The 24017-nt window shown below is 70.0% G+C and carries 16 protein-coding genes; 10 read left to right on the top strand and 6 right to left on the bottom strand.

The features are described from left to right. Nucleotides 1-83: 83 nt before the first annotated feature. Together G6O54_RS15010 and G6O54_RS15015 are read right to left on the bottom strand one after the other, a co-directional pair. Nucleotides 84-3698, bottom strand: a complete 3615-nt coding sequence (locus G6O54_RS15010; protein ID WP_165226463.1) for an NPCBM/NEW2 domain-containing protein — start codon at nucleotides 3696-3698, stop codon at nucleotides 84-86. Between the two features lie 752 nt (nucleotides 3699-4450). After that, on the bottom strand, nucleotides 4451-6160 hold the full coding sequence (locus G6O54_RS15015; RefSeq protein ID WP_165226464.1) for an L-lactate permease: 1710 nt from the start codon (nucleotides 6158-6160) through the stop codon (nucleotides 4451-4453). Nucleotides 6161-6451: 291 nt separating this feature from the next. On the opposite strand from G6O54_RS15015, the gene hpf reads away from it, so the two are divergent. From hpf to G6O54_RS15070, 10 genes are all read left to right on the top strand, one after another. Next, nucleotides 6452-6811, top strand: coding sequence for a ribosome hibernation-promoting factor, HPF/YfiA family (hpf, locus tag G6O54_RS15020; RefSeq protein ID WP_165226465.1), 360 nt, complete (start codon nucleotides 6452-6454; stop codon nucleotides 6809-6811). 189 nt (nucleotides 6812-7000) lie between these two features. Then, nucleotides 7001-7471, top strand: coding sequence for a PTS sugar transporter subunit IIA (locus tag G6O54_RS15025; RefSeq protein WP_165226466.1), 471 nt, complete (start codon nucleotides 7001-7003; stop codon nucleotides 7469-7471). Nucleotides 7472-7662: 191 nt separating this feature from the next. Next, a complete protein-coding gene (locus tag G6O54_RS15030) occupies nucleotides 7663-7992 on the top strand; it encodes an HPr family phosphocarrier protein (RefSeq protein WP_165226467.1) in 330 nt (109 codons plus the stop codon). 122 nt (nucleotides 7993-8114) lie between these two features. Then, nucleotides 8115-9953 carry a phosphoenolpyruvate--protein phosphotransferase gene (ptsP, locus tag G6O54_RS15035; RefSeq protein ID WP_205678819.1) on the top strand — a complete coding sequence of 613 codons (1839 nt, stop codon included), beginning with the start codon at nucleotides 8115-8117 and terminating at the stop codon, nucleotides 9951-9953. A gap of 172 nt (nucleotides 9954-10125) precedes the next feature. Then, nucleotides 10126-10893 carry a TIGR03936 family radical SAM-associated protein gene (locus G6O54_RS15040; protein ID WP_165226468.1) on the top strand — a complete coding sequence of 256 codons (768 nt, stop codon included), beginning with the start codon at nucleotides 10126-10128 and terminating at the stop codon, nucleotides 10891-10893. 35 nt (nucleotides 10894-10928) lie between these two features. After that, nucleotides 10929-14213 (top strand): Rne/Rng family ribonuclease, encoded by a 3285-nt coding sequence (locus G6O54_RS39055; RefSeq protein WP_205678821.1) that lies wholly within the window; start codon nucleotides 10929-10931, stop codon nucleotides 14211-14213. Nucleotides 14214-14347: 134 nt separating this feature from the next. Continuing rightward, complete coding sequence (hemB, locus tag G6O54_RS15055) at nucleotides 14348-15355, top strand: porphobilinogen synthase (protein WP_165226469.1); 1008 nt, start codon at nucleotides 14348-14350, stop codon at nucleotides 15353-15355. A gap of 6 nt (nucleotides 15356-15361) precedes the next feature. Beyond that, on the top strand, nucleotides 15362-16273 hold the full coding sequence (locus G6O54_RS15060) for an RpnC/YadD family protein (protein ID WP_165226470.1): 912 nt from the start codon (nucleotides 15362-15364) through the stop codon (nucleotides 16271-16273). Nucleotides 16274-16485: 212 nt separating this feature from the next. Beyond that, nucleotides 16486-17811 (top strand): glutamate-1-semialdehyde 2,1-aminomutase, encoded by a 1326-nt coding sequence (gene hemL / locus G6O54_RS15065; RefSeq protein ID WP_165226471.1) that lies wholly within the window; start codon nucleotides 16486-16488, stop codon nucleotides 17809-17811. A gap of 31 nt (nucleotides 17812-17842) precedes the next feature. After that, nucleotides 17843-18613 (top strand): carbohydrate-binding family 9-like protein, encoded by a 771-nt coding sequence (locus G6O54_RS15070; protein ID WP_250846904.1) that lies wholly within the window; start codon nucleotides 17843-17845, stop codon nucleotides 18611-18613. A gap of 41 nt (nucleotides 18614-18654) precedes the next feature. Here the strand turns inward: G6O54_RS15070 and G6O54_RS15075 are convergent, their stop codons facing one another. The 4 genes from G6O54_RS15075 to G6O54_RS15090 all read right to left on the bottom strand — a co-directional run bounded on the left by G6O54_RS15075 (nucleotide 18655) and on the right by G6O54_RS15090 (nucleotide 23946). Then, nucleotides 18655-19116 carry an HIRAN domain-containing protein gene (locus G6O54_RS15075; protein ID WP_165226472.1) on the bottom strand — a complete coding sequence of 154 codons (462 nt, stop codon included), beginning with the start codon at nucleotides 19114-19116 and terminating at the stop codon, nucleotides 18655-18657. 65 nt (nucleotides 19117-19181) lie between these two features. Beyond that, nucleotides 19182-21365 (bottom strand): glycoside hydrolase family 99 protein, encoded by a 2184-nt coding sequence (locus G6O54_RS37360; RefSeq protein WP_205678823.1) that lies wholly within the window; start codon nucleotides 21363-21365, stop codon nucleotides 19182-19184. Between the two features lie 53 nt (nucleotides 21366-21418). After that, complete coding sequence (tsaD, locus tag G6O54_RS15085) at nucleotides 21419-22504, bottom strand: tRNA (adenosine(37)-N6)-threonylcarbamoyltransferase complex transferase subunit TsaD (protein WP_165226473.1); 1086 nt, start codon at nucleotides 22502-22504, stop codon at nucleotides 21419-21421. Next, entirely contained in the window at nucleotides 22501-23946 is a 1446-nt protein-coding gene (locus G6O54_RS15090; RefSeq protein ID WP_165226474.1) for a S41 family peptidase, read from the bottom strand. Before G6O54_RS15090 ends, tsaD begins: the two co-directional genes overlap by 4 nt. Between the last annotated feature and the right edge of the window lie 71 nt (nucleotides 23947-24017).

A 24017-nucleotide genomic window follows, 5' to 3' on the forward strand; every position in this document is an offset into this window, starting at 1 on the left:
GCCTTGCCCCACGACCCCTCGATTGTACCGGGCCGGCGCCGCCAGGGACTGCGCATTTGCCGATCTCCGGTCCCTCCTCCGACTCAATACTCCACCCGAACCCGCAACGAGGGACCGGTCGGCGCCAGCGTGATCGTCTCGGACTTCGGATCGAACGCGCCGTGAGGCCGCCCGGACACGGTCACGGAACGCATGGGTTTCCCCTCGGGATGGCGGAGCCGGAGGAGGATCCTCCGGGGTTCCGCCGGCCCGGTTGGCGGGGCGATCGTCGCCTCGATGAAACCCTCGCCGACGTGAGAGCGGATCGCGTAGCCGACCTTGCCGAAGCGCGTGGGGGCGTCGCGGACCGACACGGCCCGGCCGTCCCCGAGCCAGCGATCGGTCACGAAGGGGGCCAGCCAGAGGTCCTCGCCTCGCTCCTGCACCAGCATCAGGCGCGTCTGGCAGAGGAACCAGCCGGTCTCGTGCGTCTTGTTCCATCCGCCCTGGTTGTGGAAATGCTCCCAGAACGACATGTTTTCACGGCTGACCAGCGAGGCGAGGCCGTGGAAGTAGGCTCGAAGGAACGGCTTCACGTCGTCGCGGGCGGCGTAGATCTCGGCGACGCGGGCGTAGAAGGGCTGGACCTTGGCGAAGCCGCCCAGTCCATACGGATCCTTGCGGCTGGCCCCCTCGGGATACTCGCCCATCCCCGTCCGCAGGAACGCCGAGCCCTCCAGGTAGCCGAGCATCCCGCCGACCTCCGGCGAGCCCGGGTCGAGGATCCCGGTCGCCGCCAGATGATGGGCCCCCAGGTCCACGCTGTAGGCCCAGCTCCGGTTGGCGTCCTCGCCGGGGAGGAATTCCTCGACGTGCCCGTAGCTGTCGAGCAGGGCGCTCTGGGCCAGCGTCCAGGCCCCATCCCCCAGCGGCAGCACGGGCGACCGCGACTGAGTCCACCGATAGGCCGTTCTGAGGTCCTCGCGGTAGGCGTCCGCCTCTTTCGCCAGGGCATCTGCGGCCGGATCCCGGATCGAGCTCAGGATGCGGGCCGCGGCGGTCAAGCCCGCGGAATACTGGGCGTCGTTGAAGAACCGGTAGGCGAAGCGATTCCAGTCCGCGCTCACGCCCGGCGGCATGAGCCCGTAGCCTGGCCGTTTCCGACCTTGCTCGTCCACCCGCTTCGTTTTCGTCCGCTGCCGGATGATCCAGGCGCAGACGCGTTTCAGCTCGGGGGCGATGCTCCGGAGCCAGGCCTCGTCGTGCGTCCGCTCGACGTGCTCGGCGAGCGTCCAGAGGTGCTCGCCGGTGCCGACCAGGGTGTAGCCGGTGGTGAGGAATCCCTCGGGGCTGTACCGCCTGATGAAGAACTCCAGGCTGCGCCGGGCGTATTCCGACTGGCCGAGCATGTCCATGCCGCGAATCGGCGCGTGGGCCTCGCTCTCGAGCGGGCCGTAGCGGTCCGAACTGATCCAGGCCGCGACCCGGCGGCCCGAGTCCTCGGACCGTGCCGCGAGCAGGCAATGGACCTGCGAGGCCCGGATCAGGTCGGCCAGGAACGGGTCGGGCAGATCCACCTGCATCGAGGGCGACAGGACGGCCTTCCAGTAGGCGGTCGTCCGCTCCTCCCAGGTCGTGCCGGCGGGCGGAACGACCTTCTCTCCCGGCCGAAGCGGCCAGAGCGGCACGAGCACGGTGCACCCGGATTCCGCGTTCGGCGGCAGCGAGCCGGACAGGGTCAGTCCCCCGGCATCCTGCCGAAGCGAGAGGGGACCGGCCGCCGCTTCGGCGATCGCCAGAACCCGATCGCCGACCGAGAAGATCGTGGTCCCATCGACGGCCGCCATGGTGGCCCGCCCGGGCGCCGGTCCCGTCCCGGCCAGGGCCAGGGTCAAGCGCGCCGGGGCGGGGGTGTCGGTCTCGTTCCGCATCGCCAGCTCGACGATCCCGACGGCACGATCGCGGACCCAGGCGGGACGATCGGTCGCGGCCTCGCCGACGGGGGCGACGTACGTGGTTTGCCGATAGACGACGGAGCCCTCGCGGGTCGTCGTCGTCGGCATCGGCAACCAGCCGCCGTGAAGCCGCCGCGTGATGTCGAGCTTCCCGCCCGTCCCCGGCCGGACCTCGAGCCGCCACTGGTCCGGGATGTCCCGGGGCGGGTCGTCGATTCCGCGCGAGGCGTCGAACCGGACGTCCCCCTCGCGATCGGCCACGATCTTGCGGTTGTCGCAGGCCAGGGACAGCATCATCGGCCCCAGGTCCTGGATGCCCCGGTGGACGTCGGTCATCGCGCGTTCGAGGGTCTCGTCCGGCCGGCGCCGGACGTCCTCGAGCACGCCCGGCGTGACGGCCGGTTCCTGGATGTCGATGCCGTCCTTCCGGCCGGCCGTCGCGGCGACGCGGATGCCCCCGTACGAGACGGAGCCATGCGCCAGGACGTCCTCGATCGACACCGCAAACCCGCCGGCCTCGCCCCCGAACCGGAGGACGGTCCGGTCCGTCTTGTCCGCCCGCGGCACGCTCGCCAGCAGCCTGACGTTCAGCGGCTGAGACGCCTGCCAGCGGATCTGATGAGGATCGCCGCCCGACGAATCGACGAGTGCTCCATTGTAAATCTCAACGGGGATCACGGCCGGATCGGAGGTCGTGACGCGTTCGAGGCGAACCTCCTCCGCCCGCCAGTGCGAGCGAGTGAAGACGCCGACGGACTTCACGACGACCGCCCGGTCGCCACTCGGGAAGACCCAGCGCACCCTGGGCGTTGGCGTTCGCCAGTTCGCTCCCGGCCCTTCCCAGACGAGCATCGTCCCGCGCCGCTCCGGCCGCGACCCGAGCGCCTTCCACTCGCCCTGCCAGGGGGATTCGCCGACCCAGGTTTCGACGACAGGAGGACGGTCCGCCGAAGCCCTCGCCGCGTCGGCGAACTCCAGCTCCAGCCGGCGGAGGCTCCGCGATTCCGGCCATTGCACCCCCAGGCAGCCGCGGCCGTTCCAGTCGGGAGCGATCACCTCGTGATTTCGGCCCACAGCCAGCTCGCGGCCGGGCTCGACGTCCTTCGCGGGGAACTCGCCGATGCGGCTGGCCGAGGTCCCGGCCCGTTGCGCCGGGTCCCAGGTCATGATCCGGCCGAAGGGGACGACGTCCACCTCGGGGCGAGGCGGCCTCTCCCCCTTCGCGGCCGGGTCGATCGTGAGCCGGGCGAGGGCCCAGTCGGCGCAGTCGCAGAGGATGCCGTCCCCCGCGTCATCGACGACGAGCGTCAGTTCCGCGGCCCCTTTCGTGGCGACCGAGACGGCCCGCGGCGGATCGGCCTGACGCATGACGCCGCTGTCGAACGCCTTCCGGCCATCCACGAAGACCCGGAAGACGACCGAGCCGTCCCTGTTCGGCCCCTGCCATTGGACGCCCACCTCGGCGTCGAACGACTGGAAGCGGCCGGCGAGGTCCACGCGGATCTCGCCGCTCGCGTGATGACCCAGCCCTTTCGGGTAGGTTCGATCGCCGATCCTCAGGGGAGCCCCATTCCGCCCCGCCGGCCGGACCGCCGTATCGAGGCCCAGCTCACCCCAGGCCTGGGTGCTCGACAGGATGTCCGCGGCGTTTGTGTCCGACAGGTAGAGCACCCCGGCGGGCTCGTTCGCGGGGAGAGAGCTCACGCCCCCCGTGCAGGCCGCGCCCAGGACCAGAATCACGACGCGATGGAATGAGCCTTTCATGGGTCAGTCCTCCTCAGCCCCGATTCAAGCCGATCCCGTGCCCGGTCACAAGAGAGGCGTCCGGCTGAGTCTGGGGGATGCCGTTCCGAATACGGAAGCCACGTCCTGGCATCTGCGGGGCCATCCATAGACACGTGACCACCCGCGTCAGCGGGTGGTTCGGACGGGGCGCAGCCCTCCAGCTTCCGGCGTGAGCCGGACTGGCCTCGGGCGAGCGGTGGCCTATCCCGCACGTAACCGGCTTCGGCCCGTTTCGGCCCCGCGGTGAGCCTCTGGCGGTTCACGAGGAGGACGTTGCTCGCCGTGTTGACAGCAGCGAATGGGTTAGTCCTGATCCTTGAGTACTGGTCAGCTTCCCGTATCTTGGGGGTGTCGCCTTCACGGGTAAGACAGACATCCAGCATCGCCTTTCTCCTGGGCATCGATCATGGCATCGAGCGCAATCGAATCACGTCTGGCGTTCCTGGAGCGAGAGGTTGCCGACCTCAAGGCGAAGCTCTTGGAGTCACCAGCCGGAGACGGTCCGTGGTGGGACCGGATCGCGGGCACCTTTACCGACGACCCAGCTCATGAAGAGGCCATGAAGCTCGGGCACAAGTACCGAAGGTCTCTTCGCGCGAGTCTGACAGGCCAGCGGAAGGGTTGACGTGTGCGTCTCGCGGAGCCGAAACGAGGACGTAGCTCGTTTGACGTCGAGTCGGAGACACGTGGGCTCGAAGTGTTTGATGGTCGGTTAACAGGCCAGGGACTGCTTAAGAGGCGCCCGGCTGGACGACGACGCCCGGCAGCACATGGGCATAGATCCATACCACGGCCCCTACCAAGAGCGCCAGCGCCAGGCTGTGCCAGAAGACGGCTCGGAGGAGGTCGCCTTCCTTGCCCCCCTCGCCGGTCGCGGCGGCGGCGACGACGATCGACTGGGCGTCGATCATCTTGCCCATGACGCCGCCGGTCGAGTTCGCCGCGGCCATCAGGATGGGGGAAAGAGCGAGCTTGTCGGCGGTGATCCGCTGGAGGTTGCCGAACAGGACGTTGCTCGCCGTGTCCGAGCCCGTGAGGGCGACGCCCAGCCAGCCGAGCATCGTGCCGAAGATTGGGTAGAGGAATCTCCCGGATCGCGTGAACGCCAGGCCGAGGACGGCATCCATGCCCGAATAGCGGGTCACGAAGCCCAGCGCCAGCATCGCCAGGATGGCCAGCATCGCCGGGATCATCCGCCGAAACGTGCCCACCAGGAGCGTTGCCAGGCGGGCCGGCGAGAGCCCCAGCAGCAGGCCGCCGGCAACTGCGGCCAGGAAGACGGCCGTCCCCGTGGAGGAGAGCGGTACGATCTCCAGGACGGCCTTCTCCAGGTCCGCCGGCCGCGGCTCGGCGTGGCCGGTCACCGCCTCGCCGCGGGCGACCTTCAGGTGGAGTGCCGGGACCTCAACCTTCCAGGAAAGCCGGGCGTCGAGCCAGTCCTTGACCGCGGGCGTCCCCAGTCGCTTCATCGCCGGCAGGCCCCAGATCAGGACCAGGACCGTGAGCAGCAGGAAGGGCATCCAGGCGCGAACGACCTGGCGCGTCGACGGGCCGGATGGGCTGAGCATGGACTCGACGGCCTCAGCCGTTTCCGCCCCCGTGCTCTCGTGCTCGAACCGCCAGGTCCGCGCGGGCTTCCACCAGCGGAGGACCAGGACGCCGACGGCCATGCTGGAGACCGACGACACGATGTCCACCAGCTCGAAGCCGACGAAGTTGGACCAGAGGAACTGCACGGCCGCGAAGGTCCCGCCGATGGCCGCCAGCGGCAGCCAGACGGCGAGGGTCTCGCGGAGCCCGGCCATGGTCGCCACCAGCCAGAACGGGATCAGGAGCGAGAGCGGCGGCAGGATCCGGCCGGCGGTCGCGCTCAGGGCTTCCACGTCCAGTGCCGTGACGGCCGAAAGCGTCCGCAGGGGCGTGCCGATGCCGCCCCAGGCCACCGGCGCGGTGTTGGCGATCAGGCAGAGCATCGCGGCCGGGAACGGCCGGAAGCCCAGGCCGACCAGGAAGGCCGCCGAGATGGCCACCGGGGCGCCGAAGCCGGCGGCTCCCTCGATGAACGCGCCGAAGCAGAAGGCGATCAGGACCGCCTGGATCCGGCGGTCGTCCGAGAGCGAGGCGATGGAGGCCTTCATGACCTCGAATTCGCCGGCCGCCACCGCGATGTCGTAGAGATAGACGGCGGCCACGATCAGCCAGAGGATCCGGAAGACGGCGAAGACCACCCCGACCCCGGCCGCCGCGGCGACCATGCCCGCCGGCATCCCGAAGACCAGCCAGGCGGCCAGGGCCGCCGCGACGAGCCCGGCGAGCGCCGCGCGGCCGGCATGGACCCTGCCGGACGCCAGCAGTCCGAGCAGCAGGAGGACGGGGAACGCCGCCGCCAGCGTGGACAGGGGCCAGAACCGCAGGGGGTCGTAGCTTTGCTCCCAGACCACGGCATCTCCCGGCGATCGAGCCACCTATTATGGCCAACTGGGACCGAGTGCGGTCCTTCGGAGAGCCGCGGCACCCACCATAAGCGAGGGGGAAGGGGAGGGATAGAGGCCACCCGCCGGGCGATGCGGAAGCGACGCGCGGCCGGGCCCGTGGCGGCGGCCGACCGGAGCGGCGATGCATGATCTTTGGGCGTTGTCGTCTTGACCGCCGTGACGCCAAGGAGTTACCTTTTGTAGTCGCCCCGCGCCTCCGAGAGAGGCGATCGACAGGCGATCAGAAGGAGCACCTGAGTGCAAATCGAGATCTCGACCCGCCACGGTGAGCTGACGTCCGAACAGCAACGCCGCTTGCATGATAAGTCGGAGAAGCTGCTCAAGTATTTCGGGCGGCTCATGGCCGTGGAAGTGGCCGTGGACCAGGGTAAGCAGGCGTGGGATGTCGAGATCCTGGTGTCGGCCGAGCACAAGCACGACTTCGTCGCCCGCGAGGTGGGCCCGACGCCCGAAGCGGCGATGGACCTGTGCCTGCATAAGATCGAGAACCAGCTCCGGCGCTACAAAGAGAAGGTCCAGAATCACAAGGGCGATATGCCTCAGGGTGGGGGGCGGTCCCGGTCGGGCGACCAGGCGGAGCCCCCCGAATCGGCATGAGACTCTCGGTGCGGGTCGCGGGGGGATGATCCCCCGCGGAGCCTGTTCCTGACCAGTCGCCGCGAGCATAACGCAGCGGGTCGGTGGTCCGCCATCCTCCTCCTGGTATTGATGCCCGCCTGAGCGTCGCGATTCCGAGGCCGTCCGGGGACCCCGGCAGGGTTCCGACGGCCCATGAGGGAGGGGCGGATGAAACTATCAGATTTCGTAATTCGCGATTCGATCATCGTCGACTTGCAGGCCACGACGAAGGAAGCGGCGATCCGTGAGATGGTGCACAGCCTGAACGCCTCCAACCATCTCCCCGACTCGGAAGTGGAGAGCGTCATCCGCGCGATCCTCGGCCGCGAGGAGCTGGGCTCCACGGGTATCGGGATGGGAGTCGCCGTCCCCCATACGCGGCACGCGACGCTGACGCGGCTGATCGGCACCGTGGCCCTGTCGCGGCGAGGCGTCGATTTCGCAGCCCTCGACGGCGACCCCGTGAACATCTTCTTCCTGCTGGTCTCCCCCCAGAACCAGCCCGGCGATCACCTCAGGGCCCTGGAGAACATCTCGCGACACCTGAAGGATGAGCGGTTCGTGAGCTTCCTGCGACAGTCCAGCGACAGGGAGCAGGTCATCCAGGTACTCGACGACGCCGACCATAATACCCTGTAAGGGGATGGATGCCGCGCCGCGGCACCCCACCCCTCCCCCAGTCCGGGGCCCTCGCCAGCGAGGCGTCCCCGGCTTTCCGGCGATGGGCTCCGCGGGAAAGGACCCGAGGGACCAGGCAATTTCTTGCAAGAGGCCCTGACCGCCGGCTCGCCGCCGGCCGTCGTTCCCGGCCCAGGCCGATCGAGCTGACGATGAGCGACGAATCCGCAGTCTTCCGGCGTCCGGTTGAGATCAGGAATGCACTCGGGTTCCACATGCGCCCCGCCGGCAAGTTCGTCAAGCTCGCGCTCCGCTATCAGTCCGAGGTCCGGATCCTCTACAATGGCAACCAGTATAACGGGAAGAGCATACTCGACCTGACCTCGCTGGCCGCGGAGTGCGGAACGCGGCTCGAGATCGAGGCGAGGGGGCCGGACGCCGCGGAGGCGATCGAGGCGCTCGAGGGGCTGGTCCTGGCCCATTTCGACGAGAACGAGAACGGCGAAGCGATTTCCGCGCAGCCCACGGAGCCCGCCCGATGATCGGGCGGGGCCGGGTCGGGGCATCCCCCCGATCCGACCTCGACGCGACATGGAGTCGGCGGCGGGCCCGGGCGGAAGACGGGCGGGCCTCGCGAGGCCGAGCGAATCACAGGAAAGTTGGCATGCCGCCACTGGCCCCTCCCCACCAACCCGACGGCCCGACGCCGGCGGCCCCCCCGATGCAGGTGCTGCGGGGGCTGGCCGTCAGCCCTGGCATCGCCATCGGGCCGGTCGTCGTGGCGAGCCCGGTGGGCCGTCGCCTCCCGCCCCGCAAGATCGCACGCGAGGCCGTCGCCGCCGAAAAGGCGCGACTCGACCGCGCCCTCGAAGCCGCGGAGGTCGAGGCCGATCAGGCGTGCGCCGAGGCGCGGGACCGGCTGGGCCCGCAGTATGCGGACATCCTCGGCGCCCACGCCCGGATGATCGGCGATCCCACCCTCCGCGAGGGCGCCGGCCGGCGGATCGAGCAGGAGACCATCGCGGCGGAGCACGCCGTCATCGAGGTCCTGGAGGCGCACGCCGCCCGGCTCGAGCAGCTCAGCGATTCCTACCTGGCGGCCCGCGCGGCCGACGTCCGGGACATCGAGGCCCGGATCCTCGGCCAGCTCATGGGCCGCCGGCCGCGCGGCCTGCAGGATGAGCTGCCCGGCCCGTCCCTCGTCCTGGCGGCCGACCTCTCCCCGAGCGAGACCGCCGGCCTGGATCCGCGGCGCGTGCTCGGCTTCGCCACCGAGGCCGGCGGCCGGGCCAGCCACACGGCGATCGTCGCGGCCGCGCTGGAGATCCCCGCCGTGGTCGGCCTGGGGAAATTCCTGGACCTGGCCCGGCAGTGCCGGATCGCCATCATCGACGGCGACGAGGGCCTCGTGATCCTCGATCCCGACGCGGCCACCCAGGAGCGCTATCGGGACGCCGCCGAGGAGCGATCGGAGCGATTCCAGGTCCTCTCCCGTCAGGCGGACCTCCCCGCGGAGACGCTCGACGGCACCCGGCTGGAGCTCTGGGGCAACATCGAGTTCTCCGGCGAGGTGGAGGCCTGCCTCGGCCTGGGTGCCGCGGGGGTCGGGCTCTACCGCACCGAATTCCTCTTCATGAACGCCGAGGCCCCCCCGACCGAGGAGCAGCAGTTCGAGGCCTACGCGACGGTGATCCGCTCGCTCCAGGGCCGGCCGATCGTGATCCGGACCCTCGACCTGGGGGCCGACAAGCTGGAGTCCTACCGGGCCTCCGCCCCCCGCGAGGCGAACCCGTTCCTCGGCCTGCGGAGCATCCGGTTGTCGCTCCGGGACCGGGACCTGTTCCGGCCCCAACTCCGCGCGATCCTCCGCGCCGCCCTCCTCGGCGACGTCCGGATCATGTTCCCGCTGGTGTCGACGATGTCCGAGCTCCGGCAGGCCCGCGCCCTGCTCGCGGAAGCGGCGGCGGGGCTGGCGGCCGAGGGGATCCCCGGCCGCGGCGACCTGCCCGTCGGCGTGATGGTGGAGGTCCCGGCCGCGGCCCTCGTGGCCGATCACCTGGCGAAGGAGGTGGATTTCTTCTCGATAGGCACCAACGACCTGGTCCAGTACACGCTCGCGGTCGACCGGACCAATGAGACCGTGGCCGACCTGTATTCCGCCGCCGACCCCGCCGTCCTCCGCCTCATCGAGCGGGTGGTCCAGGCCGCCGGCGCGAGGGGGATCGACGTGAGCGTCTGCGGGACGATGGGCGGGGATCCGCTCTACGCGATGCTCCTGCTGGGCCTCGGCCTGCGGCACCTGAGCATGCCCCCGCACCAGCTCCCGGAGATCCGCCGCGTGATCCGCGGCATCCGCCTGGACGCCGCGCGGGCCCTCGCCGCCGAGGCGCTGGCCATGGAGACCGCCGCCGAGGTGGCCGACCTGCTGCAACGTCGGCTCCGCGAGGCGCTACCCGACACGCCCCCCCGGTCCGGGGCACCCCGATCCGAGGCCCGCGGATGAGCCGCCAACCCGACGGAACACCCTTGAACGCGAACCGAACCCGAACCCCCTTTCCCGAGGACAACCATCCGGCCGCCCCGCGAACGGCTCGCCGCCTCGCGGGCCCCGGCCCGATCGGCCCCGGCGGCCCTGCCGCCGCGGCGGATGGTCGCACCTCGCCCCGACCCAGGCCATGACGACCGCCACGACGATGCGACTCCGATTCGCCAAGCGAGGCGACCTCCGGCTCATCAGCCACCGCGACCTGCTGCGGTGCCTGGAGCGGATGCTCCGCCGCGCGCGGCTCCCCGTGGCGATGAGCCAGGGTTTCAACCCCCGCGCGCGGATCGTCTTCGCCCTGCCGCTGGGCCTGGGCATCGAGGGATGCGACGAGATCGTCGATCTCGAGCTGTCCCGCCCGGAAGACCCGGGAGACGTCCTGCGACGCCTCCGGGACGTTTCCCCTCCGGGGTTCGCCTGGCTCGACGCCGAGGCGATCCCCGGGCGAGCCCCGGCCCCCCGGCCGGTCGCCGCCGAGTACCGCCTCGAGGTGCCCCCCGAGCGTCGGCGCGAAGCCCGGTCCGCGCTGCAAGCCCTCCTGGGCGAGACCAGCCGGCCGGTGATCCGCCGCCGCCAAGACAGCAGCCGCGAGCAGCCCGTCGACGTCCGTGCCGCGCTGCTGGATGCCGAACTGACCGATGATGGGACGCTCAGGGCCCGCCTCCGGGTGACACCGGAGGGCTCGGCCCGTCCCGAGGAATTGCTCGAGGCGCTGGGCCTTCGCGACCTGCTGGATCGAGGATCCGTCGTGGCGCGGGCCCGCGTCGAACTTGCCAGTGCCGATGAGAGGACCACAGTGGGCGCCCGGGGCGGATCGACGTGCCCCTCGCAGGCCGACGGCCGCGACGGGCCGGGATCGCCCCCGCGTCCATCCCGCGAACCGAACACCACAACCACATGATCACGCGAAGTGCGTGAGTATCGGAAACAGACCGCATGAAAAAGGAAATGCTGATCAACGTCCTCCAGCCCGAGGAATGCCGGATCGCGATCGTCGAGAACGGCGTGCTGGAGGAGCTGTACGTGGAGCGGACCAGCCACGAGAGCTACACCGGGAACATCTACAAGGGCAAGGTGGTGAACCTCGAGCCGGCGATCCAGGCCGCGTTCGTGGACTTCTCTGTCGGCCGCAACGGCTTCCTCCACGTCTCCGACGTCGAGCCGCAATACTATCAGCGCGGCGAGGCGTCGGCCGATGAGCTCGAATCGGAGGCGGGCCCGTCGCCCTCCCCGGCGGCCGGCGCCGGCCCGCGGCCGCGCGAGGGCCGGCGCGAGAGGGACCGCGACCGGGAGGATCGGCGGCGACCCAGGCCGGATCCGTTCGGCGAGCTGCCCCCCGCCTCTCCCGCCCCCCCGCCCCGATCCGAGGATCGGCCGGCCGGCCCCGGGCGGGATCGCGACCGGGACCGGGACCGCGACCGCGAACGGCCCGACCGATCGGTCCGCGGCCGTCGCGACCGATCCGACGCCCCCCGGAGCTTCGGCGAAGGGCTCGCGGACGACCTCGGCAGCCCCGCTCCCCGGGCCCCCGAGCCGCCCCGCATCGAGTCCCGCGAGCACCCTCATCAGAAAGCCGCCGAGGCCCACGAGGCCCTCGAGCGCGACTCCTGGTCCGAGGCCGTGGAGCGAGGCTGGGAATACGAGCGCGAACGGGAGCGGCCCCGCGAGCGTGAGGCGCCCGTGGAGGACGCCCCGGAAGGCCGCTGGGGCTCCCCCGCCGCCGGCGATTTCTTCGACCCCGACCTGCCCCCCAGCCGGACCCAGAGGGGGCGGCTCCCGCAACCCGCGACCGGTGAGGAAGAGGCATTCGATCGGGGGCGATACCGACAGGCCGCCGCCCCGCCCGAGCGCGGCGGCGCGGAGCCGACGCGAGAGGCCCGCGATGAGGACGAGATCGAGTCCTTCCGGCCCAGGGAGCCGCGTCGAGAACGGGGCCGGGGCCGAGGCCGAAGCCAGCCGCCGGCGGCACGTGCCCCTCGCCCCCCGGCCGGCTTCGACGTCGAGGAGGCGGACTTCGACGCCGCCGAGGAACGCGGCGCCTCGCCCTCGGAGCCCGAGGCGCCGGAAGTGGCCGAGCCGGCCCCGCGGTTCGACGAGACACGACGTCGCGGAGGGAGGGCGGCGATCCGTTCCCGGGGCGGAGAGGGCGAACGCGATCGAGAGCGCGAGCGGCCACGGGAGCGTCAGGCGTCGCCGCCGCCCGAATATGCCCCCCCGGCGGCACGCCCGGCGCGGGCCGCGGCCCCGGCCGACCCCGACGTCGAGCGCGGCCGTGGCGCCGAGCCGGCGGAGCCCCCGCGAGAGCGGACGCGCCCCCATGCCCGCGCCGGCGAGCCCGGCTACGTCCCCCGCCGCGAGCGGCTCCGGACGGCCGACCAGGAGGCCGAGCCCGCCCCCGCCGAATCGAGCTGGCCGGAGCCGGCACACGACGATCTCCCCGACATCGAATCGCGGGAATTCCTCGGCGCGGACGACGAGCCGTTCACGCCGACGTCGGCCGCGGACGCCGGCGGCGAGGCCCGCGACGGCAAGCGGCGGCGAAGGCGACGGGGCCGGCGCCGCGACCGCGACCGGATCGAGGACGCCACCTCTCCCGCCGCCGGCGGGGAATTCGACGACGAGGCCGTCGAGCCCGCCTACGTCCCCTCGTTCGCCCGCGGCCTGGCCGATGCGGACGATCGCCACGACGACCTCGATGAACTCGACCTGGACGACGCCAGGGACGACGACGACGACGATTTGCTCGCCGACGACATCCTCGACGAGTCGCCGCGGATCGCCGAGGAGGAGATCGACCCCGAGCTCGAGCAGGAGATCCGCAAGGAGATCGCGGAGATCGAGGCCCTGGAACGCGAGATGGGGCTCCGGGGGCCCGTCGAGGCCCGTCCGAGACGCGGCGAAGACGCCGGCGCCGGCCGCGGCGGCCGGGGCGGACGCGGGCGGGGTGCCACCAAGCCCCCGATCCAGGAGATCTTCCGCCGCGGCGACGAGGTCCTGGTCCAGGTGATCAAGGAGAGCATCGGCACCAAGGGGCCGACCCTCTCCACCTACATCAGCATCCCCGGCCGATACCTCGTCCTCATGCCCGGCCTGAACCGCGTCGGCGTCTCGCGCAAGATCGTCGATGAGGGCCAGCGCCGCAAGCTCCGCGAGATCATGCACGAGCTGAACCCGCCCAAGGGGCTGGGCTTCATCGTCCGCACCGCCGGCCTGGAGCGGTCCAAGCGCGAGCTCGCCCGCGACCTCGCCTACCTGCTGCGGCTCTGGAAGGTGATCCTCCGGCGGATCAAGAAGACCCGCACCCCGGGCGCCATCTACCAGGAATCGGACATGATCACCCGGACCATCCGGGACATCTTCACGTCCGAGATCGACACGATCTGGATCGACGAGCCCGCCGCCTTCGAGCGCGCCCAGGAGTTCCTCCGCGTGGTCATGCCCCGGTTCGTCAACCGGATCAAGCTGTACGACGAGAAGGTCCCCCTGTTCCACAAGTACGGCATCGAGGATGAGATCGCCAAGATCCAGAGGCGGCACGTCCCGCTCCCGGAGGGGGGCTCGATCGTCATCGACCAGACCGAGGCCCTCGTGGCCATCGACGTCAACTCGGGCAACTTCCGCGTCGAGGATGACGCCGAGAAGACGGCCTACGAGATGAACCTCCGCGCCGCCCGCGAGATCGCCCGCCAGCTCCGGCTCCGCGACCTCGGCGGCGTCATCGTCAACGACTTCATCGACATGCGGGAGGAGCGGCACCGCCGCGGCGTGGAGCGTGCCCTCCGCGAGGCGATCAAGCGGGACCGGGCCCGCACCAAGGTCCTCCGGATGAGCGCCTTCGGCCTCATCGAGATGACCCGCCAGCGGATCCGCCCCAGCCTCAAGCGGTCGATCTACGAGGACTGCCCGCACTGCACCGGCGCGGGCGTCGCCAAGACGGCCGAGAGCATGGCCATCGACGTCATGCGGCTGCTCGCCCTGGCCTCGCACCGCGAGGATATCCGCCGCGTCGGCGTCACCGTCAATTCGGGCGTGGCGACCTACCTCAACAACCGCAAGCGGAAGGAGATCTCCCGCATCGAGGCCGACTCCAACATGACCATCCAGGTCAGCGTCAAGGAGAACGCCCCGGCGGAGCACCTGCACATCGAGTGCTACGACGCCAACAACGCCGAGATCCGCCTCATCCCGTTGCCCCCGCCGGGCCACAAGCGGGGCCATTAAGCCTCGCGGGTGCCGCGTCGCGCCGTCCCCTTCCTCTCGATCACGCCCCGGAGGTGGGGCGGCCGGCCCGTTTGACACGGCCGGCCGCCTCGCCTTCCGGGCCATGCCCCCTCGCGCCTACGGAGGACCTGCCCATGCCTACGCTTCCCGCGGCCGGATACCCGCTCCATCGCCCCAGGCGTCTCCGCGCCAACCCCCGCCTCCGCGACCTCACGCGAGAGAATCACCTGACCGTCGATGACCTGATCTATCCCCTCTTCGTCTACCACGGCACGAACCTGAGGCGGGAGATCCCGTCGATGCCGGGGCAGTACCAGCTCTCGCTCGACCGGTTCCGTGAAGCCGTGGACGAGGTGGTCGACCTGCGGATCCCGGGGATCATCCTCTTCGGCATCCCCGATTCCAAGGACGCCTTCGGCTCCGCCGCCTGCCGCGACGACGGGATCGTCCAGGAGGCCGTCGCCATCGCCAAACGGCAGGCGCCCGAACTGCTCGTCATCACCGACCTCTGCTTCTGCGAGTACACGGACCACGGCCACTGCGGCCCCCTCTCCGACCGGGGGGGCCGGCTCGACGTCGATAACGACGCCACCCTCCCGCTCCTGGCCCGCCAGGCCGTCAGCCACGCGAAGGCCGGCGCCGACGTGATCGCCCCCTCCGGGATGATGGACGGCATGGTGAAGGCGATCCGCGAGGGCCTCGACGCCGCGGGCTTCACCGGCACCCCGATCATGTCCTACGCCGCCAAGTTCGCGAGCGCCTACTACGGGCCGTTCCGCGACGCGGCCGAGAGTGCCCCCGCCTTCGGTGATCGCCGCGGCTACCAGATGGACCCGGCCAACGGCGACGAGGCGATCCGGGAGACGGCCCTCGACCTGGCCGAGGGGGCGGACATCGTCATGGTCAAGCCGGCGCTCGCCTACCTGGACGTCGCCCGCCGGATCAAGGACACCTTCGGCGTCCCGCTGGCCGCCTACAACGTCTCCGGCGAGTACGCCATGATCAAGGCCGCCGCCCGCAACGGCTGGATCGACGAGCGCCGGATCGTCATGGAGACCCTGACCGGCTTCAAGCGGGCCGGCATCGACATGATCCTCACCTACCATTCCCCCGACGTGGCGAGGTGGCTCCGCGAAGGCTGAACTCGCATGGCCAAGCCCTTCGACGCGATCCTCAAGGAGATCTTCGGCGAGGCCCCCGGGCCCCTGCTGGCGTTCTTCCTCCGCAGGCCCATCGGCCCGGCCCATTCCGAGAGTGCGGACCTGTCCACCGTCACCGCCGAGGCCGACTCCGTCATCCGCGTCGACGATCCCCAACCCTGGCTCGCCCACGTCGAATTCCAGGCCAATTACGACCCGACGCTGCCCAGGCGAATGCTCCGTTACAACGCCCTGATCCATCACCGCCACGAACTCCCCGTCCGCAGCATCGCGCTGCTCCTCTCCCGCGGGGCCGACGGCCGCTCGATGACGGGCGTTTACCGTTGCGAACTCCCCGACGGCGAACCCTGCCACGACTTCCGGTATAATGTCGTCAGGCTCTGGGACTGGTCCGCGGAGGCGATCCTGTCGGCCGATCCGGTGATTGCCCCCCTGGCCGCGATCGCCGACGTCACCGAGGAGGAGCTCCCGGGCGTCATCCTGGGCATCAAGAGGAGGCTGGAAGGCGACACGCCCGAGCCGCTGTTCAAGAAGCTCTGGACAGCCACCTACATCCTCATGGGCCTCAAGTTCTCCGAAGAGGTTACCGACCGAATCATCACGGGAGTGGAAGACATGCGAGAATCCTCCACGTACCAGAAGATCCTCCGCGAGGGACGCGTCGAAGGACGCGTCGAAGGGCGAGCCGAAGGACAGGTCGAGGCGATGAAGAAGACCATCAAGCGCCAGGGTCGTATCAAGTTCGGCCCGGGCGAGTTGGGGCACGAGGCCGCCATCGACCGCATCGCCGACATCGAAATCCTCGAGAGCCTCAGCGATCGCATCCTCTTCGTCAGCAACTGGGAAGATCTCCTCCGCGGAATACCGGGAGATTCCGACTCACGGCCCAACCCAAATTGATCGCAACAACGCAATCAGGGGCGCACTCCGGTGGACTCTATAGCCGCATGGTTGTGGATCTTGCTCGGCATCGCCTCCGTCGTGATCGCCTTTGTCGAGTTCTGGAAGCAGGAAAGTGCCCTCTCTCGGGACGGTCAACGTCGCTATATCGAGGCGTTTCAGCGAGAGCGGGCTCGAATTCGACGTCTTCACCATGAGCACAGGTCCAGCGAATGAGCTCAAGCACCCCCGCCGTATCCCGCCCCGAATTCCGGCTGCCGCAGAGCCATGAGGCCTTCGCCCGCGCCAGCCGCGTGATCCCGGGCGGCGTGAACAGCCCGGCGCGGGCCTTCGGCGCGGTGGGGGGCGAGCCTCCCTTCATCGCGAGGGCGGACGGGGCCTATCTCTTCGATATCGATGGGCATCAATATATTGACTATATCGGCTCGTGGGGCCCGATGATCCTCGGCCACGGGCATCCGGAGGTCCGCCGGGAGGTGGCGGAGGCGCTCTCGCTCGGCACCAGCTTCGGCGCGCCGACGGTCCGCGAGGCGGAGATCGCCGAGGCTGTCGCGGCGGCGGTCCCCTCGATCGAGAAGGTCCGATTCGTCTCCTCCGGCACCGAGGCGACGATGTCCGCGATCCGACTGGCCCGCGGCGCGACCGGCCGGGACAAGGTCGTCAAGATGGCCGGGCACTACCACGGCCACGTCGATGCCCTGCTGATCCAGGCCGGATCGGCCGCGACCACGCTGGGGACGCCCAACAGTCCGGGGGTGACCGCCGGCGCGGCCCGGGATACGCTGCTCTGCCCGTTCAACGACGCCCCGGCCGTGGCCGCCCTGCTGGAGCAGCACCGCGGGGAGGTCGCCGCCGTGCTCCTCGAGCCGATCGCCGGCAACATGGGCCTCGTCCCGCCGCGGCCGGGATATCTCGAGGCCCTCCGGACGCTGACGGAGACGCACGGCGTGATCCTGATCTTCGACGAGGTCATGACGGGCTTCCGCGTCGCCTACGGCGGAGCCCAGTCGCTCTACGGCGTCACGCCCGACATGACCACGCTCGGCAAGATCGTGGGCGGCGGGCTCCCCGCCGCGGCCTACGGGTCATCGGCCGCGGTGATGGATCACGTCTCGCCGGTCGGGCCCGTCTTCCAGGCCGGCACGCTCTCCGGCAACCCGCTGGCCATGGCCGCCGGCCTCGCCACGCTCCGGGCCCTCCGCGAGGAGGCGGCCTACGAGACGCTCGAAGCCCGCTCCGCCCGCCTGGCCGAGGGCCTCGAACGCGCCGCCCGCGATGCGAAGGTCCCGCACGTCGTCCAGCGCGTCGGCAGCATGCTCACGCTCTTCTTCCACGACGGACCCGTCCATGACTATGAGGACGCGAAGCGGAGCGACACGAAGCTCTTCGCCCGATTCTTCTGGGAGATGCTCGCGCGGGGCGTCTACCTGCCGTGCAGCCAGTTCGAGGCCGCGTTCGTCTCCGCCGCCCACACCGAGTCCGACATCGACCACACCATCGCCGCGGCCCGCGAGGCCCTGGCCGTCGCCACGCGCTGAAGCATCGCATCGAGAAGATGGAGGCTCGCCCATGACTCGTCCGTTCAGTCGCCGCATCGCGCCGATGCTCGCCATCCCGGCCATCCTGGCGTTCTTCCCGATCCACGCCGCCGACGAGCCCTCGATGGCGACGACCCACGCCGTCTGCCGCCGGGCTTCCGCGCCGCCGGTGCTCGACGGCAAGCTCGACGACCCGTGCTGGAAGGACGCCGCAGCCATCGACAAGTTCGCCTCCTTCTGGAGCAGGACCCCTCGGCGCGGGACGCGGGCGTATCTCACCTGGGATGACGAGGCCCTCTACTGGGCCGGGACGATGACCGACGCGGAGGTCCGCGGCTTCGGCGAACGGCGGAACGATCACCTCTGGGAGGGCGACGTCTTCGAGCTCTTCCTCAAGCCATCCGCCAATCGGCCCGAGTACTTCGAGTTCCAGGGGAATCCCCGCGGCCTGGTCTTCGAAATGGCCTTCGCCGAGCGCGGCAAGGGCCCGAAGGACTACCACGACGGCCCCGCCCTGGGCACCGCCATCGCCGTTTCCGTGGACGGGACGCTCGATCACCCCGGCGACACGGACCGGAGCTGGACCATCGAGGGCCGGATCCCCTGGTCGGCCTTCACCCTCGCCGGTGGACGGCCGAAGCCCGGCGATGTCTGGAAGTTCGCCATCTGCCGCTATGATTATGGTGCAGAAGGGACGGAGCCGGTTCTGATGAGCTCGGCCCCCCTCACGGAGCGGAGCTTCCACCAGCATGAGGACTACGGATCGCTGACGTTCGAGGGCCCTGTCGCCGCGGCCCGGTAATTCCCCCCCAACCGTCGAAACGTGACACGCGGAGCGGCGGTTCAGAGCTCGGGGAGGAATACCTCCGCCTTGCCGTACATGGCCGCGTGGCCGCCGATCAGGAAGACCGACACCCGAACTGCCTTCCATGGCTCGTTGTCTCCATCGGGATTCAGCTCGATGATCCGCCCTTCCAGCGGCGCCCCCTGGTCGAGCAGCCTGGCGATGGTCGGATTGCGGTCCCGAGGAACATACCCGAGATGATAGCCGCCCCAGCGCAGGGCCACGGCACGACGGTCATGGGGATTCTTCGGCTCGCGGACGAGCGTCAGCACCAGCCCGGTCATCAGGTCTTCCAGGATCTCCGGCCCGTCGTGGTACTGGAAACCGGCGATGTGGAATCGCGCCAGCTCGTAATCGCTTCGTGGTTCCAGAGACGTCCCGCGCCACGACGTCCATGGCCAGTCCATCGTGAAGTGGAATCTGAACCGGCAGGAAAACCACGCGCCGATCGAGAACTTCATGGCTTCGTCCCTCCGGCCCCGGAAGGCACGCATTGCACTCCTTGTTCACTGAGCAATCGTGCACTTTATCGCGAAGGTTTGACATCGAGAAGCCCTGACTCGCGGAGCGAGCCCCGTACGATCCCGAACCGGAATTCCTGCCCGGATTCGAAGGGGGCCTCGAGCTCGAGATTCTCGAACGCCACGCCGCCGGGGATCTTCGCGGTGGAGGCCCAGTAGGTCTCTCGGGCGTTGACGCGAGCCACGAGGGCGGCCCTGGCCGGCGCGGACCAGTACTGGGTGGCGACGTCGCCGCGGTAGTGCCAGCCGCGGTGGACGTCGCGGTCGTACGTGGCGTGAGTGGGGTCGGCCTCGTCGGGTGCGGCGGCGACGATCGCACGGCCGTCCCGGAGGCTCAGTTCGTCGAGCGTCCATTCGCGATGAGCCGCGAACCCCGCGACAATCGGGCGGAAAGGGTGATAGATCGAGGCTGCGGTGACGAGGCGGTCCTTCAGCGAAAGGACGCGGAGCCTCGCGTAATTGCCCATCGTCGCGGTCAGGATGCACGACCGCATCGTCGCGGAACCCTCGGCGGCGAAGACCCGGAAGGCGACCTCGTGCGGCCGATCCTCTCGGAAGGCGACTTCCACGATCGGGCGGGCGCCGTGATTGAAGGGTTCGACCCCGAAAAAGACCCGGAGGGAGCGATGCCCGTCCTCCTCGCCGACGACGCCGCGGGCGGGCCGGCTCGGGTCGTGCGGGGAGGTCGCGTCTTGCAGCCGGTCGGCCGACCACATCGCCTTGCCCGGCATGCCGGGATCGAGGCGGCTGGGCTCCAGCTCGGACAGACCGCGGGCGGCTCCGACGATCGGCTCGATGGCGACGAAGTTCATCGGCGTCAATCGGGGCTGGCCCAGATAGGGCGTGTAGATTCGGATCAGCCCGCGAGGCCCTCGGTTGGGCCAGAGTCCGACGGCGATACCCCCCTTGATCCCCCAGGTCGGCTCGGCCGCGATGCCCGACGCCGGGCGGAGGAACGGGCCGTCCTCCTCGGGGGGAGAGAGTGCGGCCGACTCCAACCGGCCCAGGATCTCACGAGACGTCGCGATGCGGCCGTTCGCGAGGTCCACCGCGGCCTCGTCCAGCTTCGCTCTCAGCTCCGGCCGGGCCGCCTGGATGCCCCTCAGATGGTAAAGGCGAAGGGCCAGCCGGAGGTCCTCACCGCGCGGGGCGAAGGCTCGATCGATGCGCTCGCGGCGGAGGCGCTGGATCGTTTCCAGGTCGCGAAATCCGACCTCCGCGGACGGCTCGACCTGCGTCCCTTCACCCCAGTCGTTCCAGGTCGCGACCTGGACGAACGGTGGCCTGCCGGCCAGTGCCTCCCCGAGGGTCGACGCGAGCATGCTCCCCCCCCGGTCGGGGAGCTCTCCGTAGCTGGCGTGGACCTTCGCCTCGGCGTAGATGTCCTTGAACCGCACGAAGGCCGCCGGCATCCGCACCGGCCAGGCCGCGGACTCCTCGCGGAATCGATCGAAGGCCGCGATCCCCTCCTTCGGGACCGGCCAGTCGAAGCCTCCCTCCGCTCGCGGGCGGCGGCGGTGTTCGCTGAGATAGACCGGTGCGCCGACCTCCGGCAAGACCTCCTGCCACTCCCGATCGCTGAGGCCGTCCCGGCCGAACGAGAGGAGCACCGGCCGGCCGTTCCATCGCAGATACTCCGGCGACCGGAACCAGTGCTCCCCCAGCCAGGCGAGCATCTCCCGGGCGTGCTTCACCCGGTCCCCCTGCGCCAGGCGGCCGGCCTCGACGAGCCGGGGGATGGTCTGGTCCTCGTAGCAGATCGCCAGCTTCAGCCCGATCCTCTCCGCCGCGGCCAGGATCGCCGCCGTGTTCCTGTGAATGATCGAATAATCATTCAAGTCGGACAGCCCGTACCAATCCACGACGATGCCGTCGATGCCGGCCAGCTTCATCAGGAGGAGATGGTATTCGATGACCGCCGGGTCGCCGGAATCATACGGTCCGATGAGCGGGTGGAAGTGCGAGGCGATCTGCCGTCGCCCCGTCGCCGGATCCACCCTTTCCGGGTCGAAGGCATTCATCGTCCAGTGCCAGCCCCACACGGGTGACGCGGGCTTCGCCACGAACCAGGGCATGTAATGGGCAAGGATCAGGGTCTCCTTCACCTCCGCCTTCGCGGGATCCTCCGCGGCGATCGCCGGAGCACCGATGCCGGCGAGCAGGACGACGATCACGGGCGATCGAGACATCCCGAACATGATCCCTCCTTCGCACCTTCGACCCGGGAAACCCGTCGGCCAGGTCAGGTCTTCCGCCCCGGGCGGACCAGCCCGGCGGCGACGTCGATGTCGAGATCGGCGACCTGGCCGGCGGACAGCTTGGACAGGGCGATGCCGGCCATGGCGGCGTTGTCGGTGCAGAGTCCCAGCGGCGGGATGAACAGCTCGACATCCTCTTCCGACGCCAGGGCCGTCAGCCGATCGCGGAGGCGAGCGTTCGCCGCGACGCCCCCGCCGACGCCCAGGCGCCTGAGGCCGGTCCTCGCCAGCACCTGGCGGGTCTTGGCGATCAGGACGTCCACGACGGCCTCCTGGAAGCTCGCGGCGAGGTCCGCCACCATCTCCGCGGACGGGACGACATGCCCGAGCTGCTCATTCGGTCCGCGGAGGGCGTAGAGGACGGCCGTCTTGAGCCCCGAGAAGCTGAAGATCGGGCGGTCGTCGTGCAGGAACGAGCGGGGGAAGGCGAACGCACGGGGGTTGCCGGCCCGCGCCGCCCGCTCGATCTCGGGGCCGCCGGGATAGCCCAGTCCGAGCAGGCTGGCGACCTTGTCGAAGGCCTCGCCGGCCGCGTCGTCGGTCGTGCCGCCGAGCAGCTCGCAGTCGAGCGGGCCGCGGCAATGATACAGGCTCGTATGCCCGCCGGAGACGACCAGGCCGACGCACGGGTAGACCTCGCGTTCGGGGAAGGCGAGCTGGCAGGCATACAGATGGCCCTCCAGGTGGTCCACCGCCACGAGGGGGACATCGAGCGCCAGCGCCAGGGCCTTCGCCGCCGTGAGCCCGACGACGAGAGCACCGACCAGGCCCGGCCGCGTGGCGACGGCGATCATTCCCAGGTCCTGGTGCGCGATCCCGGCTCGGCGGATCGCCTCGTCGATCATCGGCAGCACCTGCTGGACGTGGGCCCGCGAGGCGATCTCCGGGACGACGCCGCCGAATCTCCGGTGCAATCCCACCTGCGAGGAGACGACGCTGGAGAGGACGCGGGGCACCCCGTGGAGCGGGGGCCGCGGCCCCGCCAGGACCGCCGCCCCCGTCTCGTCGCACGTCGTCTCGATGGCGAGGAAAACGAGCTCCTCGCCGCCTCTTGGACCTGCCGTACTCACGCGGCCTTCGCCTGGGGCGCCGCGGCGATCTTCGCCTTAAGCACCTCGATCGCCTTGTCCAGGACCTTGTCCACGAACGGGCCGGCGTCCTCGCCCGGCTTGCGGATCCTGGTCGCCACCGGCTTGTCCTTGTCGTCGGGCTTCTTCTCCTCGGCCTTCTTGTCGTCGGGCTTCTTTTCCTCGGGTTTCTTGTCCTTCGCGGCCTCCGGCGCCGGCTTGCGATGTCCCTTGGCGGAGGAATTCAGGTCGCGTTCGCGGCGGCCGATGAACCACTGCACATACTCGCTGGGGGTGAGCTTCACCTCCATGCCCGCGTCCGGAGAGACCCCCCACTTGTCGGTGGGCTTGGAGTCGCGGAAGCGGTGGATGTTGTTGCCGTTGGGCCGGTGGTAACTCGCCACGGTGAGCTTCAGGACGCTCGTGCCGTCCTCCAGCTCCAGGAGGTTCTGGACCGAGCCCTTGCCGTAAGACCGCTGGCCGACGATCGTGGCGCGTCCGTTGTCCTGGAGCGCGGCGGAGACGATCTCCGAGGCCGAGGCCGAGTTGGAATTGACCAGCACGACGATGGGCAGGTCCTCGAACGGGCTGTCCTTCTGGGCGAGGTACGACTTGGGGATGGTGTTCCGGCCCTCGGTGCTGACGATCTTCCCCTTCTCCAGGAAGAGGTCGGAGATCTCCACGGCGGCGCTGAGGAGCCCGCCCGGGTTGTCGCGGAGGTCCAGGATCAGCCCCGCGGCCCCCTTGTCCTTGATCTCGTCGAGGGCCTTTCGGAGCTCATCCGGCGTGTTCTGGACGAAGCTCGAAATCCTCACATAGGCGATCTTCTTGTCCTTGTCCAGGAGGTAGTCCCACGCGTCCCCCTCGGCCCGATGGTCGGCCAGGACGCTCGGGACCTCGATGATGGCCCGGGTGACGGCGACGGTCTCCGCGGTCTCGGTCCCCTCGTGGAGGACCGTGAGCTTGACGTCGGTCCCGGGGCGGCCGGTGAGGACCTCGACGGCCTTGTCGGGCCCCATGCCCTCGGTCGAGGTGCCGTCGATCTCCATGATCTGGTCACCGGCGAGGATCCCCGCCTCGTAGGCCGGCGTGCCGACCATGGGGGCGATCACTCGCAGCCGGTTGGTCTCCGGGTCGATGCCCACCTGGATGCCGATACCCCCGAACTTCCCCTCGATCTGCCGGCGGAAGAGTCGGGATTCGCTGGTGTTGATGAACGAGGAATGCTGATCCAGGCTCTGGAGCATGCCCTCGATCGCGTTCTCCAGGAGCTCCCGGCGGGTGACCGGGCGGACGTAGTTGGCCTCGACCTTCTCCACGGCGTCGACGAACAGTCCGTAGAGCTCCAGCATCTCGTCCTTGGGCTTGGCCCCATGCGTGGCCTGCCAGCAGAACAGGCCGCTCGACACGATCAGGGCCAGGGCCAGTAAGTTCCGTCTCGACATCGGCTAGCTCTCCCTCTTCGTCCTCGTCGGCAAGATTCGTGCATCCGGTCGCAACACCCGAGTCTATTCGA

The sequence above is a fragment of the Aquisphaera insulae genome, assembly GCF_011064615.1.
GTDB classification, from domain to species: domain Bacteria; phylum Planctomycetota; class Planctomycetia; order Isosphaerales; family Isosphaeraceae; genus Aquisphaera; species Aquisphaera insulae.